Source organism: Sphingobium fuliginis (assembly GCF_004152845.1).
In the GTDB taxonomy this organism is placed as follows: Bacteria; Pseudomonadota; Alphaproteobacteria; order Sphingomonadales; family Sphingomonadaceae; genus Sphingobium; species Sphingobium fuliginis.
In genome coordinates, this window is the sequence record NZ_SEON01000001.1 from 411,573 (window position 1) to 424,787 (window position 13,215).

Here is a 13,215-nt window from a genome sequence, read left to right on the forward strand (position 1 = left end):
AGGATTTGAGATGCCTCACCCCACGGCTGACCACTGTCTTCTGCATCCAGCAAGGCGGCGTATAGTGAAAGATGCAGCCGGTCATACTCGACAACTGCGTCACCCAGAGGAGCCAAAGCCATCACAGAGACCACGATCGACCGTCCAAAAATTCTTCCGAATATTCATTATAGTGAATAAACCGCGTTGAGCAATTCCTCGACCGTTTGCCAATGGATATGCGGCAGGTGATTGGCGAGAATTTTGCCCGGTTGAGAAAGGCGAAGGGGCTTACTCAAGAGGCAGTGGCTGAGAAATCTGGCTTCTCACAAAGCTATATCGGCTGGCTCGAACGCGGCCAACGCAATCCCACAGCAATTTCTTTATGGATGTTGGCACAGTCAGTTGACGCAATGCCGGCGGACCTCGTCCAACCCATCAGCGACTGATCTTGAATTTCATACTACGGTCGGCGAGAATACTCCCGACGCCAGCCGCAACCATCGTCCGCCCCGTCGTAACCAGTCGCCGGATTCGTGATTTCCGGCATTCCCCATCGCCGGGCCAATCCCCGGGGCCGAGGATCAAATCCGCCGTGTCGCGCAGACTGGCACCAGCAGCATGGAGGTCGAACGCCCAAAGCGAAAGCAGGCCGCCAGCCAACCGTTCATGCGTGACGGTCGCCGTTCCTGGGCCAGCCAGCACACTGTACAGGATAAGAGCGGCGTCAGCCTGGACGGGCACGCCGGGGACCATGGCCATTTCGATCACGAACGGAACTACACCCTCCGCGAACGTGCCCTCGATCACGTCCAGCCTGACGACATGCCCTCCATGATCCAGGCGGACATGCTCGCGACCGTCGGCATGGATGATGCGCGTAGCATGACATCGGACGTCCAGGCAGCGAGCGCCAGCTCTCTCCAGGACCGCAGCACCCGCCCGAACCGACAGGACGCGCGGATCGACGGCCGCCGACCAGACCGGCAGCACATCGGCGCAGGACTGCCCGGGATCCTCAGGGAAAGTGCAGCCCCCAGCGCGTCACGAAGGCCGGATCGGCAGCCGCAGGCAAACATGGCCGCGAGAAAAACTCCCGATGGGCTATCTGGTAAGCGGGATCGCGGCGCAGCATCTCCCAGGCCAGCGCCGGACGGCCAAACCGCCTGACTGCCGCATGCGCCTCGGGATCAAGGAGCCGCCCCCCAATCATGTCAGCCCATCTCGCCCATCTGGCTGCGGACGAAGGCAGCGGCTGCCTCCTCCTGATCCGGACGAAGCGCGTCGATCGCCGGCCGGTGCTCGGCCACAAGGTCACGCAATAGCGTCGAAGGGCATTGTCCCTCGACATTGCCGAGATTGGGGCGGTGCTGGGCGTAACCGACCAGTGCCGCGAGTTCGGGCGAGAACCAGCGCGCTACATCCGGCGGGTATATGGGCATCGCCTGGATGGCATTGAAACCACAGGTGTTCATCAGGCAAGTGCAGGAAAGCGAACTGTCACAGCCGATGGCAAAGCCAGCTTCGGACGCGCTTTCGGGCCTCCCGAGCAGTTACGGAGAGGCGCCGAAGCTCGGCCCGCCACTGCCCGGCGACCTGGGGCGTCCGATCCTGCGTGCCCAGGAACGGACTGAAGGGGCTCTCGCCCCCACACAGGTCGATACAGCGGCGGCGGCGCGGCAACAGCGGCTCGCCGACATCAAGGCGGCGCGGGAGTCGGGGCTCATGGCGCAGACCACGACCGGCCGCAGTGCCGCGACGCCAGCCTCGTCCAACGCAACCATGGCCATGTCCGGTGCCCCAGCCGCCAATCCGACTGCCGCCGGCACGCGCAAGGAGCAATTCGCCTCGACGCGAGATACCGACGGCGACCTCAATTCCGGAGGGCTGGTGGCGCCGATATCGCCCAACAGCCTGCTTGCGGGCAGCGTGATCGCGGCAAGCCTCATCACCGGTCTCAATTCCGACCTGCCGGGCATGGTCACCGCGCAGGTGACGCAGAACGTCTTCGATACGGTGACGGGCAACATTCTGCTCGTGCCGCAGGGTGCCCGCCTCATCGGCAAATATGATAGCGTGGTCGCGTTCGGGCAGCGGCGGGCTCTGGTGATCTGGCAGAGGCTTATCCTGCCTGATGGCAGTTCGCTCAGGCTCGACAATATGCCAGCAACCGACACATCGGGTTACGCCGGGCTGGCCGACAAGGTCGACTTCCACACCTGGACGCTGCTCAAGGGCGTGGCCGTGGCGACCATGCTCGGCATCGGCTCGGGACTGTCGATCTCGGGCGAAAGCGACCTCGTGCAGGCGATCCGAGAATCCGCCCAGTCGAATACCGCTCGCGCCGGAGACCAGATCACACAGCGCAATCTCGATATCCAGCCGACGGTCACGATCCGGCCCGGTGCGCCCGTTCGCGTGCTGGTGACCCGCGACCTGATACTTGCGCCCTGGCGTGGATCGACAGGAGGACAGGCATGGCAGAATTGAAACTGGGCAAGCTGCCGGACAGGACACCAGTCAAACTCTCCATCACCATCACACCGGACCTCCAGGCAGCATTGCAGGACTATGCCGCGATCTATGCCACGACATACGGTGTGCAGGAGCCTGTCGCCGAACTCATCCCGGCAATGCTCTCGGCATTTCTCGATAGTGATCGGAGTTTCGCACGGATACGAGAAGCCCAAAGGAGTAAGTCGTGACTAACCGTTCGATTGAGCACGATGTCGAACCGCTGACAGTGCGAGTGTCAACGGCGGTAAGGATAACCGGTCTCAGTCGCTCGCGGATATATGAACTCATTCAGTCCGGTGATTTGGTCACGGTCAAAGTGGGTCGCGCGACATTGATCAAATATGGGAGCATAAAAGAATTGATCTATGGCTGATGCGGTTAATTATACGCAAACCCTGACTGTCGGTTTTCAATGCAGATTTGAGATAGCTACCGCCCTCTGGACCATTCAGACAACCATCGAACGCGCAGGGCCAATTGGACTGCTTCATCCCTCCAGAATATAATTTCGCCAATTTCGCTCGCCGCGAATGACGCTGCTCACTTGAAGATCTGGGCTCACTAACTATCATTGAAATCAATGAGTTCCATTGCACCCCCTGGCACCTGCGCTAGCCTGACGCGAGAAGAATTGTACGCGCTGGTTTGGAGCCAGCCAATGAACCATCTTGCCAAGAGGTTCGGCATTTCCGACCAAGGTTTGGCCAAGATCTGCAAGAGGTTTGATGTTCCTCGCCCGCGTCAAGGCCATTGGAAGATCGTGCCCCGCGGGATGGTGTAACAGCGCGGATCCTTGGTAGAGGATCGGACTGGATCAGGCCGCCACGCCGGGCAGCTTGATGAGAGGATTGTCGCTGACTGGCGCGAGACTTTCAAGGCTCATGTATCGGCGGGATACGGCCCATTCGTCCTGCTGTTCGAGCATCAGGGCGCCGACGAGCCGGATCACGGCCGCATCATTGGGAAAGATGCCGACGACGTCGGACCTTCTTTTGATCTCACCGTTGAGGCGCTCGAGAGGATTCGTGCTGGAGATCTGGGGCCAATGGTCCTTCGGGAAGGCGGTATAGGCGAGGACATCCTCTCGTGCGGCGTCCATCATTTCGGCGAGCCTGGGAGCGCGGTCGCGTAGGGCATCGGCGATTGTCCGCCACTGCTTATGGGCCTCCTGAGAGGTCTCCTGGGCAAAGATCGTCTTGATCATGGCCGTGACCGCCGGCCGCTGCTTGGTCGACACATGCGCGAGGGCATTGCGCATCCAATGGATTCGGCAGCGTTGCAGAGTAGCATGGAAGACCTTGCTGGCGGCGGCACGCAATCCTTTGTGATCATCGGCGATGACAAGTTTGACGCCCCGCAGCCCGCGATCGGCGAGAGACCGCAAGAAGCCCTTCCAGAAGGTCTCCGCCTCGGTGGGGCCGGTGGCGACACCCAACACCTCACGGCGGCCGTCGGTGCTCACCCCGACAGCGATTATTGTCGCCGTCGACAGGATCCGACCCGCCTGGCGGGATTTGATGTAGGTGGCATCGAGCCAGACGTACGGAAATTCGCCTTCTATCGGCCTGTTCAGAAAAGCGTTGACCCGCTCGTCGATCTGCTCGACCAGCCTGCTCACGGAACTCTTGGAGATGCCTGTGAGGCCCATGGCCTTCACCAGATTATCGACCGAGCGGGTCGAGATGCCTTGTACATAGGCCTCCTGAATGACCGCGGTCAGCGCCTTCTCAGCGGTACGCCGGGGTTCAAGGAAGGACGGAAAATAGGACCCCTTGCGAAGGCGGGGGATCTCCAGATCAATATGGCCGGCCCTGGTCTCCCAAGAGCGCTCACGATAGCCGTTGCGCTGAACTTGCCGCCCTGAGGGATCTCGAGCCCCATGGGGAGCGCCGGTTAGCGCCTGCACCTCGGTTTCCATCATCCGTTCAGCAGCGAAGGCCAGCATCTCGCGTACGAGATCTGCGTCTGCGCCCTTTTCAACCAGCTCGATAAGCGCCATTCTGTCTGTGGTCATCGTCGTCTCCGATAGGTTCATTGGTTTCGCAACCCGAACTCTACCGAAGATCGGCGATGGCCGCCAAGACAGGGGCCATGTCATTGCTGGGACTTAAGGCTCCGGTCGCTACGCTCCCTGCACCTCAAGCCCCAGCAATGACGCTGTTACACCATGCGATGGGACGCGGCCCATTGGAACAAGCTGGCCGCAGGCAAATCAGTCGAAACAATCGAACTCCCTAAAGCGCCTGCTGGCATCGACGGAACCATCGTCATCTCTCCTGGTGTGAAGGAAGATCCGATTACTCCGGAAGCGCGCGGTCAACTCGAAGTTGCCCACAGCAGGGTGAAAGTCCATGTCGGAGAGCGGCTTGCTCGTCCTCATCCCATCATTGTCGGCTGGGTTGAGCAACGCGAACGCGAGATCAAGAAGCGGCAGCAAGTCTACGATTTCAGGCTCAGGCGTGTGGCGTTTCCATCGCCGTTCAGCGCGCAGGAGCGCCGACGCCACAGGGTGCTCGATGCATTGCTCAAAGCACTTGAGGCCAATCAGGCCCAGGTAATCCAAAACGAACGCAGGTTCCTTCACGCCGTGCATGGCAAGGAGAAAATCGAGTTCCAACTTCGCGTGAAACTTCGCCAAGTCAAACGACCTTTATCCTCCGAGGAATTGCGGTGGCACCGGACAGGAGACAAGGACTACAGGCTGGAGTTTGAGGAAACCGATATTCTCATCTTCGAGATCAAAAGCTGGTTGCCGGGCAGGCTACAACGCATTTGGCAGGACAGCCGCAGCAACACGATCGAAGCTATGGTCGAAGATATCCTTGCGACGATCCTCGCCGCATTTCCGCTAATGGTGGCCGAGCGAGAACGGCAGGCCGAACAAGAGCGACGGTGGAAGATTGAGGAACAACGCCGCTCCGAATTACAACAACAACGCAAACTCGAGCAAGGTCGTTTCAGGCGGCTGCTCGAACATGCCGGCAGATGGCGCGACGCAGAACTGGCCAAGAATTTCGTTGCCGCTCTGCGGGAATCAATTCCCGATCCGACTGCAACCATTGAGGGCCTATCACTAAATGAATGGCTTGAATGGGCCGAAAGTCGCATAGTCCTGGAAGACCCCTTGGCAAATCCCCACAGCGTTTTCGCTTCGATTGCCAAGGTGAATAGTTGGACTTACCGCGACTGATCGTAGCCAATCACCAACCTTAAATCTGCCCCCTGGATCGCCCTTTAAAAGATCCGTAACAAGTTTCTAGACGATATTATGCCGTCCTACTCGGCGGGCGGATTCCCAAACAGATCGTCGCCACGCTCTGCCGCCGGCCGAGAGCGACGCGGCTTCCGTTCCACTCCTTCGGCCGAAACGAGATCGTAGGCATCAACGAAGCGCTGGAAGAGGCGCTCGATATCTATGGTCGGCAAGGGTGGCAGATCGGAGAAACTATATGAGACAACCGCCCGCTCATTGCATCCGGTTGGCATACTCAAGTCGAGCAATAGCAAGTCAGCAGCAGAGAGCTCGTCAATCGCAAACAATGAGTGGATGGCAGTGGCAATCACCCTCAACCCATCAACACCCGGCACATGGCCCCGGCGAGGCTGCAGGTAGAAAATAACTGGCCTGCCTTGCTCAATGAAGAAAAACTGAGGGTCGACTTTGATTGCAATGTCGGAGCGCAGGTTTAGCATGCGGGGAGAGAGGTCGTGGCACATGAACTGACCGCGTTCGGTGGCCGCATCCCAGATTAACCCGCCCACCTGTGCATTGTGGGGCCGACCAAGCTTATGCCCAATTCGCCCACATGATTCCACCGCCGCGTCGCGTACCATCTCCAGGCTGAAAACCGCCTTCGCAAGACGCTTAGATGGATTGTACCCCCACACCGGGCCAGCACCCCGTAAATGCCTGCGAAAATTCGCGGCCGTGGTTGCAACGTCGGGTCCAGTCAGCCGAACCACATCTTGAAGCGAGGGAATCGGTAAAGCCATTATTAGCTAATAATTAACCCCTCCAGCGTGGGCAATAGTCTCTTACTGGATACTCGCTGATTTTGCTTCCTTAATGAAATAATCGTGAATCGCTTGGTTTGAAATTTCCATATTGAGCCGGACTTTTCCATCGCCAGCGTTCCAAACTTGGTCCCATGGACCACCAGGCATATGGGTCAATTCCGATAATTCGTAGGCGCCGAACCCAGAATAATAATCAAGCGTAGCCTTCAGCAGGGCTATCGTGTCCACCCCGAAATCTGCACGGGCAGCAACCACTTCTCCCGTCTCCCAGTCAGTCAAATACGCCCGAGAGGTAATGGGTCGCGCATCAAACTCTTTGAAGCAATCATAAACCGCGCGAATTACTGGACCGTATTGCCACGCTTCGATTCTGTTGGAGATCAGCGGCTTACCACAGGCTGCCAAATGCCACCCATGCGCAAAATAAATATGCTTGAGCACCGCCATATTGGTGAGCGCCACACGACGTTCGTCTGCGTAGTCGAGCATGAAGTTAGCGATTGCACGTGCATCATACATTTGCGGTCCTCATCGGCGGGTGCCGATACAGGGCTAACAGGAGTTGCATCAAGCAATATCGTGGATCTCTTGAGCGCAAGCAACAATTCGGTCAACGGCGCCTCGACAACCTATGACGCTCGCCGCTTTGAGGAGACCGCTGAAAGGTGAATTAATTGCCCATTTCGATGCTGCAGTTCAGGCCGCCCATCTGTCGAGATCGGGAAACAATGGCAAGGCTGGAGGATTTGCCAATTCGACTACCTGCGGATCAAACGCCGCCACCGTGAGCCACTCAACCCTCCATTCGACCCGAACCGCATCGCCTTCGAACCTCACGATGCCGGCGCCATCGCGGGCGACCTCCCATTTGCAACGCAGATGCTCGTCATAATAGCCGAGCAACAGCGTCCCATCGCTGAGGCCAACCAGGAAGCGTTCGTCATTTTCGTAAGGGACCGTCAGCACCGTTTCCACGTCGCCGGTCACCCGCAGCCGTACGCTTTCCGAAATGGGAAGGATCAACACGCACATTGCAGAATCACTCTTTCCTACATGAGAACATTTAGTGAATGTGTGTCACGGGAAAGGAGTCGGCAATGGTAATATTCGATGGATCGTTCCTCTCGAGTCTCGCGGCTCTCCCTCACTACCTTTGCGGCATTGTGGTCCGCGGTGAAGGAACAGGACGACGGTCGTGGCCCAAACGCCTTTCGCCCCGGGATCGGCAACTTTACCCGCGTAAGTTGGTTCAGCACAGCAAACTTCCAGGGAGATATCATGACCCACAAGCCAGCTATACCACCGGCCAGCACCCCGCCCTATCCTGCCCATCCAGCGCCGCATGCCGAGAGCACCCAGGCCGACCCGCCTTTCGCAAATGCCGACAAGAGCGGGTGTCAAGACAAGTCCCCGGCATCAGTCACCGCATTGGGTGCCGCTATTGGCATTGGATCGGCCGCTATTGTGGCGGCACTTCTGTACGCCAAGCGCCGGAAAGCCTGAACCTTGCCGGATCTCGTCCGTATTCCACACCAGGCGGGATCGAATCCTTGGCTAATCAGGACCGACCGGTGTGAGATAGGTCAGCGATGCCGCTCGCAGGCTGTGACCGGGATGAATGCAGGCTCTCCATAGCCGCCATAAACATCATTGAGCAGCCAGCTACGCTCGGCCTCGCTTTCCTCTTCTTGCACGGCCTTCCACCAGAACCGCATTGCCGCGTCCCAACGATAGCCCCTCGACTTCAACCGATCCTTGGCATCGAAAGGCGCATCGACCGCATTCACCCGATATGTCGTTCTTTCCGAACAAGCGATGAGCTTGGCCAAAATCGTTTCGCCGTCCGGCAGGCCATGGGCGAGCAGATATATCAGGGCAAGGATGTCATTCTCTGCCCGATGCCCCTCATAGAACCAACCACATTGAGAGACGAGATGCGCCAGGGCCCGACCATCGAAACCGAACTCGAGCCAGTCCAGCTCGGCCATCGAACAAGCCCACGGCTTCCCGGCGATTGCGGGCAGACGCCGATCCACAAACGGCCTGTCGAATGCGGCATTGTGCGCGACGATGATATCGGCGGAGGAAATGATCTCGACGGCCGCAGCCTCGTCTATCGCCTGGTCCGTTAGGTCAGCCGTGGTAAGGCCAGTCAGCCTGGTGATTTTCGGATCGACCGGAATGCCAGGATCCTCGCGCCAGACCCTGGGGACCCCGACCTGAATGATGCGCCCTTGCTCATCGAAGCGGAAGCGCTGAACTGCCAGCTCAATGATCCGATCGACCTCGCGGTCGAGACCTGTAGTTTCAACATCGATGGCAACGCCAACCCGGCTGCTCACATGAGGGACTGCCACATGAAAGGAGGTGACAGGCTTCAGCCGGCGCAGCACCCGAAAGTCGACGTGTGCGCCCAGTGCCTCAGCCGCCTGCTCATGGCGATCAGTCATCGCGACCCTTGCCTCGCTGCCGCCCCATCACGAATCCTCTATCACCCTGAACACGGCACCACTGCCGGCATCGCGAACAAGGTCGACCCGCCGCCCATCCCAATGATAGTCCAAGTGCCGCCCTTGGACGGGTTTGGAAGCGCAATCGGGATAGAATAGCGCGACGCATTCTCCGCCAGCCTGCCGGACACTCGGATAGGCCAAGCCATCCGAGCCTGAGCGGCGCAGTTTCGTGGCCATCTGTTGAGCGATTTCGTAATTTTTGGGGTCAAGAGAGGAGGCAAATTCCTGACCATCTCCGCGAAGGTCATGAAGGCTGGCATCCACCCTCAGCACGATCTCTCGAAATTGCGATGTCCATCCCGCGCGCTCAGCCGTCCTCGCCATGAAGCGCGCATGGTGATGAATGGTTTCGAAGAGGGCAGTCTCGAAACCTCGGGCGATGTAGAGGACGCCATAGCTACCGTCCGAAAACCGACTGGGTCGATCAGGACTGACATGCGTAAATGACGCCATCAAATAGGATGCCCCAGCGCCGCCGATTCGCCTTTCGGAAGGAACAAGGTCGATATTCCCGATGGTTGCCATGATGCGCGGGTTCGTCTTCTGCTCCGCCGACAGGATCAGAGGCCAGTCCGCCGGATCCGCAATATCCTCGAACAGGTCGATCGGGGGATAGGCGCTCCGGATGATCCTGACCGCCGCTTCCCATTCAACCCGGTTTACTGGGGGAAAATCTCCCGTCGTCACCAGCCGCCACGCTCCGCATCGAGATAGCGTCGCACCCGCATGATGTCCGTCAGTTCTCCGCCCAGCATGACCTCAACAGCGCTTGCGCCATTGAAGGCGGTATTGCTCGCCTTGATCCAGTCATAGCCTCGTTGCGGTTCCTGGAATATCAGGCGGAGCGCCTTGTGAATGCCCATGAGATTGGAAAGACGAGCGAGCCCATCCCGCGACAGCCGCCCGGGACCCTCTGCCTTCCAGCGTCGAAAGGTCCGCACGGGCATATCCGTCAGCACGGCAGCCTGCTCGTCCGTCAGCCCCCATCTTCCGAAAAGATTGAGGGCCGCGCGAAACATGGCCTGCCCCTCGGCCGGGGTCATAGGCTCCGCCCGGAATGGAGCCGGGAGGGTATCAACAGGTTGTAGCTGAGCCATTGGCGTTCTCCATATGGCATTATATATTATTTATGTTGCCATTTGGCAATACACCTGCCCATTCATGCCTGCGCGCGCCGTCTTGCGTCCGTCACCCTTGGGAAGCCAACCGCCAAATGTCTGCACGGGAATCTCTGGAGAGGTCTCAGATGGTCGGCGGCAATCCTTCACGTCCCGAACTTTGGCCGTATCACCTCGGCCCCGTCCCTCAGCTTGACGAGGTAATCCGACCACCACTGCGCCATTCGAACGCGCTCGTCCCAGTGAGCGCCACGATGATAGGCTGCCCGAACGCTATCGCGCTCACGGTGCGCCAGCGAGCGTTCGATCGCGTCAGGATGCCAAAGGCCGCTTTCATTGAGAAGCGTGCTGGCGATCGATCGAAATCCATGCGAGGTCATTTCCTCGTTTGTGAAGCCGAGACGTCGGAGTGCGATGTTGAGCGTATTTTCGCAGATCGGCTTGAGGAAGGTCGTGTTTGCCGGGAACAGGAAATCCCCCGAATTCCCCAAGGCCTTGAGCTCTCGAAGCAGTTCGATTGCCTGCTTCGATAGGGGCACGGCATGGGGTTTGCGCATTTTCGTGCGCTCGGCTGGAACACGCCAGACCGCAGCCTCGAAGTCGATCTCCTTCCACTGCGCCTTTCGCAGTTCACCTGGGCGAAGATAGACATGCGGGGCCAGCTGGAGCGCGATCCTCGTCTCGATCTTCCCGCCATACCCATCGATGGCGCGCAGCAGCTCGCCGACCTTCGCCGGCTCCAGCAAGGCCGCATGATGCTTGACCTTTGGAGCAATGAGCGCGCCCCGAAGAATGTCGGACGGGTTATGCTGTGCGCGCAGGGTCGCCACGGCGTAGCGAAATACACGGCCGGAGAATGAGCGCGCACGGATCGCTGACTCGTGATGACCTTTCCTCTCGAGCCTCTTGAGCGCCTTGAGGAGTTCATGCGCCGTGATGTCGGCGATCGGCCGGTGCCCGATCGTTGGTTGCAGAACGTCCCGGAACCACCGCATTTTCTTGAGCGTAGCCGCCGCCTTTCCTTCCAGCTCCATCTTCTCGATGAATTCGTCCGCCACCACCCTGAACGTGGTTCGGGCCGCAATTTCGGCCTCGACCTTCGCCTGCAGCCGGGCCGCCGCCGGATCAACGCCCTCTTCGAGCTGCTCGCGCGCCTCATCCCGCTTCTGGCGTGCCTCCTTGAGGCTGACATCGGGATAGCGGCCCAGCGCCATCTTCTTCTCGATACCATGAAACCGAAACTTCACCCGCCAGAGCAGAGAGCCGTTCGGGTTGACGAGCAGGTAAAGCCCCTTGGCGTCGGCGACTTTATAAGCCTTTTCCCTGGGTTTTAGCGCATTGATCTGGATCGTGGTCAGCATCTGGGGGCCTCGACTCAAAATTGCCGAAAAGGCCCCCAATTCGAGGCCCCCAAATCACCTGGATGGAGGTGGACAGAGGACGACGACACCGGAAAGCCGATGCCAAATTATACCAGTTTTTCAGGGGTTTTTCGAGGTCTGAGGCCCCTCGAAATCGGGGGCTCTGGTGCCGCTTACGTGACTCGAACACGTGACCCTCGCATTACGAATGCGATGCTCTACCGACTGAGCTAAAGCGGCGTTGGGGCGGGCAGATAACAGCGCTTGGCGGGAAGGACAAGCGGGCAAATGCGATTTGCCATGCCCATCCAGCGTCAAACCGCTTCGGATCATCATTTCACCCCGCCTTTACACCATCTTTACCATCCAATGGCACTGTCGATTCTCAAGGAAAAGCTTTTACCTGAACCAAGGACCGATGGGATGGACACTCTGCGGGGGCATGAAATCGCCGATGACGAGGACGATTTCGGCCCGGCCGACGATGCAGCGATCGAGACGCCGCCGCTTGTCGGCGCCGATGAGCGCCGGATGCAGGTGCGTGCCTATAATTATTGGGCGTCCCTGCTGGGCGACCGCAGCCTGCCGTCCATTGAGGATCTGGCGCCCCAGGATCTGGAAGATTTCGGCCCCTTCAGCGTCCTGCTCGACTTCAGCACCGGGCTGGAGAATCCCGCCATCGTCTATCTCGGCACCGCGCTGCGCGAAGAGTGCGAGATCGACGGGCCCATCCAGTATATCAACGACGTCCCCGCCCGCTCGCTGCTGTCGCGGCTGACCGACCATTATCTCCAGATCATCGCCAACGCCGCGCCGATCGGGTTCGAGGCCGGCTTCGTCAACCAGCGCGACGCGGAAATCCTCTATCGCGGCATTTTGATGCCCTTCTCCTCCGATGACGAGACGATCGACTTCGTCTTCGGCGTCATCAACTGGAAGGAAGCGGCGAGCCAGGCCGTCACGGCGGAGATCGACCGGGAGGTGGAAGCCGCCCTGCTCTCCAGCCCCGCCGCGCCGCCGGTCGCGCCGATCTGGGCGGACGGTCCGGCGGTCGAGGATTTCGACACGCTCGACCTTGGCGGCATGGAAAGCCCTGACGAGGACGCTCCGCTGGCCGATTGGCTGGCCCTCGCCCGCGACAGCGCGGAGCAGGCGCGCACCAGCGAGGCCCGCAGCCATGCGGCGCTCTATCGCGCCATCGGGCTCAGCTACGACTTCGCGCTGGTTACGCTCGCCCGGCCGGAGGAATATGCCGAACTGCTGGAGAATAGCGGCCTCAAGGTCCAGGCCCGAGCGCCGATGACCGCCGTGGTGAAGCTGGTCTTCGGCTCCAGCTACGACAAGACGCGCATCACCGAATATGCCACTGCGCTGGATCATGCCCGCGCCAACGGCATAGCCCTGGGCAGCTTCGGCGACTATCTCGCCAATTATGACGGCGGGCTGAAAGCGCTGGTCCGCGACGAACGCGCCCAGCGCCGCACCGACGGCCCGGCCAAGCCCGATCGCCAGCAGACCGCCCGCGCCGCGATGAAGGCGGCCGCCGCGCTCGATCCCTTCACTGTCGCCACCGATGGCGACGGGCTGGCGGTGGTCATCGCCCGGCGGGAGAAGGACGGATCGCTCGCCATTGTCGGCGCGCTGCCGGAAGGGTCGGAAATCGGCCAGAGGGCGATCGTCGCCGCTGCGAATTAGGCGTTGTCGCCCGGC

At 59.7% G+C, this 13,215-nt stretch carries 16 protein-coding genes, 1 tRNA gene and 1 pseudogene; 6 read left to right on the forward strand and 12 right to left on the reverse strand.

The genetic code is table 11. The features are described 5' to 3' along the window. Positions 1-218: 218 nt before the first annotated feature. Positions 219-428 (forward strand): helix-turn-helix domain-containing protein, encoded by a 210-nt coding sequence (locus EWH10_RS02160; protein WP_229742391.1) that lies wholly within the window; start codon positions 219-221, stop codon positions 426-428. On the opposite strand, the gene EWH10_RS22200 is transcribed toward EWH10_RS02160, so the two are convergent. The 3 genes and pseudogenes from EWH10_RS22200 to EWH10_RS02170 all read right to left on the reverse strand — a co-directional run. After that, the gene (locus tag EWH10_RS22200) at positions 418-741 is read right to left on the reverse strand and encodes a DNA -binding domain-containing protein (RefSeq protein ID WP_422917698.1); all 324 of its coding nucleotides are present in this window, start codon (positions 739-741) and stop codon (positions 418-420) included. The two genes, EWH10_RS02160 and EWH10_RS22200, sit on opposite strands and share 11 nt — an antisense overlap. A gap of 256 nt (positions 742-997) precedes the next feature. Then, positions 998-1,192 carry a transcriptional regulator domain-containing protein gene (locus EWH10_RS22205; RefSeq protein WP_065845995.1) on the reverse strand — a complete coding sequence of 65 codons (195 nt, stop codon included), beginning with the start codon at positions 1,190-1,192 and terminating at the stop codon, positions 998-1,000. Position 1,193: 1 nt separating this feature from the next. After that, positions 1,194-1,412 (reverse strand): annotated as a pseudogene (locus EWH10_RS02170) (phytanoyl-CoA dioxygenase family protein); the annotation flags it as partial. 1 nt (position 1,413) lies between these two features. On the opposite strand from EWH10_RS02170, the gene EWH10_RS02175 reads away from it, so the two are divergent. From EWH10_RS02175 to EWH10_RS02185, 3 genes are read left to right on the forward strand one after another with little or no spacing between them, the layout of a single operon-like run. Next, on the forward strand, positions 1,414-2,469 hold the full coding sequence (locus EWH10_RS02175) for a TraB/TrbI/VirB10 family type IV secretion system protein (RefSeq protein ID WP_083198876.1): 1,056 nt from the start codon (positions 1,414-1,416) through the stop codon (positions 2,467-2,469). Next, a complete protein-coding gene (locus tag EWH10_RS02180; protein WP_065845994.1) occupies positions 2,457-2,684 on the forward strand; it encodes a DUF2274 domain-containing protein in 228 nt (75 codons plus the stop codon). The genes EWH10_RS02175 and EWH10_RS02180 overlap by 13 nt, the downstream gene beginning before the upstream one ends. A 44-nt stretch (positions 2,685-2,728) precedes the next feature. Next, positions 2,729-2,869 carry a helix-turn-helix domain-containing protein gene (locus tag EWH10_RS02185; protein WP_337960588.1) on the forward strand — a complete coding sequence of 47 codons (141 nt, stop codon included), beginning with the start codon at positions 2,729-2,731 and terminating at the stop codon, positions 2,867-2,869. Positions 2,870-3,310: 441 nt separating this feature from the next. Here EWH10_RS02185 and EWH10_RS02190 read toward each other — a convergent pair whose 3' ends face one another. Then, positions 3,311-4,510, reverse strand: coding sequence for an IS256 family transposase (locus tag EWH10_RS02190; protein WP_083199228.1), 1,200 nt, complete (start codon positions 4,508-4,510; stop codon positions 3,311-3,313). Positions 4,511-4,663: 153 nt separating this feature from the next. Here EWH10_RS02190 and EWH10_RS02195 point away from each other — a divergent pair, with 153 nt between their 5' ends. Then, entirely contained in the window at positions 4,664-5,686 is a 1,023-nt protein-coding gene (locus EWH10_RS02195) for a hypothetical protein (protein ID WP_130029763.1), read from the forward strand. 86 nt (positions 5,687-5,772) lie between these two features. Here the strand turns inward: EWH10_RS02195 and EWH10_RS02200 are convergent, their stop codons facing one another. The 8 genes from EWH10_RS02200 to EWH10_RS02235 all read right to left on the reverse strand — a co-directional run bounded on the left by EWH10_RS02200 (position 5,773) and on the right by EWH10_RS02235 (position 11,745). Then, positions 5,773-6,330, reverse strand: coding sequence for a hypothetical protein (locus EWH10_RS02200; RefSeq protein ID WP_139111475.1), 558 nt, complete (start codon positions 6,328-6,330; stop codon positions 5,773-5,775). Positions 6,331-6,531: 201 nt separating this feature from the next. After that, positions 6,532-7,032 (reverse strand): Panacea domain-containing protein, encoded by a 501-nt coding sequence (locus EWH10_RS02205; RefSeq protein WP_065847036.1) that lies wholly within the window; start codon positions 7,030-7,032, stop codon positions 6,532-6,534. A gap of 177 nt (positions 7,033-7,209) precedes the next feature. After that, on the reverse strand, positions 7,210-7,545 hold the full coding sequence (locus EWH10_RS02210; protein WP_065847038.1) for a hypothetical protein: 336 nt from the start codon (positions 7,543-7,545) through the stop codon (positions 7,210-7,212). Positions 7,546-8,096: 551 nt separating this feature from the next. Beyond that, positions 8,097-8,963, reverse strand: a complete 867-nt coding sequence (locus EWH10_RS02215; protein ID WP_065847040.1) for a 3'-5' exonuclease — start codon at positions 8,961-8,963, stop codon at positions 8,097-8,099. A gap of 27 nt (positions 8,964-8,990) precedes the next feature. Then, positions 8,991-9,716 carry an RES family NAD+ phosphorylase gene (locus EWH10_RS02220; RefSeq protein WP_130029765.1) on the reverse strand — a complete coding sequence of 242 codons (726 nt, stop codon included), beginning with the start codon at positions 9,714-9,716 and terminating at the stop codon, positions 8,991-8,993. Then, positions 9,710-10,123 (reverse strand): MbcA/ParS/Xre antitoxin family protein, encoded by a 414-nt coding sequence (locus EWH10_RS02225; protein WP_065847044.1) that lies wholly within the window; start codon positions 10,121-10,123, stop codon positions 9,710-9,712. The genes EWH10_RS02220 and EWH10_RS02225 overlap by 7 nt, the downstream gene beginning before the upstream one ends. A gap of 167 nt (positions 10,124-10,290) precedes the next feature. Continuing rightward, complete coding sequence (locus tag EWH10_RS02230; protein WP_065847046.1) at positions 10,291-11,505, reverse strand: tyrosine-type recombinase/integrase; 1,215 nt, start codon at positions 11,503-11,505, stop codon at positions 10,291-10,293. Positions 11,506-11,669: 164 nt separating this feature from the next. After that, positions 11,670-11,745 (reverse strand) — tRNA-Thr (locus tag EWH10_RS02235). Between the two features lie 183 nt (positions 11,746-11,928). Here EWH10_RS02235 and EWH10_RS02240 point away from each other — a divergent pair. After that, a complete protein-coding gene (locus tag EWH10_RS02240; RefSeq protein ID WP_025549597.1) occupies positions 11,929-13,200 on the forward strand; it encodes a PAS domain-containing protein in 1,272 nt (423 codons plus the stop codon). The last annotated feature ends 15 nt before the right edge of the window (positions 13,201-13,215 follow it).

What these genes read in the sequence shown, in the direction of transcription:
- EWH10_RS22205 (WP_065845995.1), bottom strand. Translation starts at nt 1,192, where the DNA reads ATGATTGGGGGGCGGCTCCTTGATCCCGAGGCGCATGCGGCAGTCAGG.
- EWH10_RS02210 (WP_065847038.1), bottom strand. Translation starts at nt 7,545, where the DNA reads ATGTGCGTGTTGATCCTTCCCATTTCGGAAAGCGTACGGCTGCGGGTG.
- EWH10_RS02200 (WP_139111475.1), bottom strand. Translation starts at nt 6,330, where the DNA reads ATGGTACGCGACGCGGCGGTGGAATCATGTGGGCGAATTGGGCATAAG.
- EWH10_RS02190 (WP_083199228.1), bottom strand. Translation starts at nt 4,510, where the DNA reads ATGACCACAGACAGAATGGCGCTTATCGAGCTGGTTGAAAAGGGCGCA.
- EWH10_RS02215 (WP_065847040.1), bottom strand. Translation starts at nt 8,963, where the DNA reads ATGACTGATCGCCATGAGCAGGCGGCTGAGGCACTGGGCGCACACGTC.
- EWH10_RS02230 (WP_065847046.1), bottom strand. Translation starts at nt 11,505, where the DNA reads ATGCTGACCACGATCCAGATCAATGCGCTAAAACCCAGGGAAAAGGCT.
- EWH10_RS02240 (WP_025549597.1), top strand. Translation starts at nt 11,929, where the DNA reads ATGGACACTCTGCGGGGGCATGAAATCGCCGATGACGAGGACGATTTC.
- EWH10_RS02195 (WP_130029763.1), top strand. Translation starts at nt 4,664, where the DNA reads ATGCGATGGGACGCGGCCCATTGGAACAAGCTGGCCGCAGGCAAATCA.
- EWH10_RS22200 (WP_422917698.1), bottom strand. Translation starts at nt 741, where the DNA reads ATGGCCATGGTCCCCGGCGTGCCCGTCCAGGCTGACGCCGCTCTTATC.
- EWH10_RS02160 (WP_229742391.1), top strand. Translation starts at nt 219, where the DNA reads ATGCGGCAGGTGATTGGCGAGAATTTTGCCCGGTTGAGAAAGGCGAAG.
- EWH10_RS02175 (WP_083198876.1), top strand. Translation starts at nt 1,414, where the DNA reads ATGGGCATCGCCTGGATGGCATTGAAACCACAGGTGTTCATCAGGCAA.
- EWH10_RS02180 (WP_065845994.1), top strand. Translation starts at nt 2,457, where the DNA reads ATGGCAGAATTGAAACTGGGCAAGCTGCCGGACAGGACACCAGTCAAA.
- EWH10_RS02205 (WP_065847036.1), bottom strand. Translation starts at nt 7,032, where the DNA reads ATGTATGATGCACGTGCAATCGCTAACTTCATGCTCGACTACGCAGAC.
- EWH10_RS02225 (WP_065847044.1), bottom strand. Translation starts at nt 10,123, where the DNA reads ATGGCTCAGCTACAACCTGTTGATACCCTCCCGGCTCCATTCCGGGCG.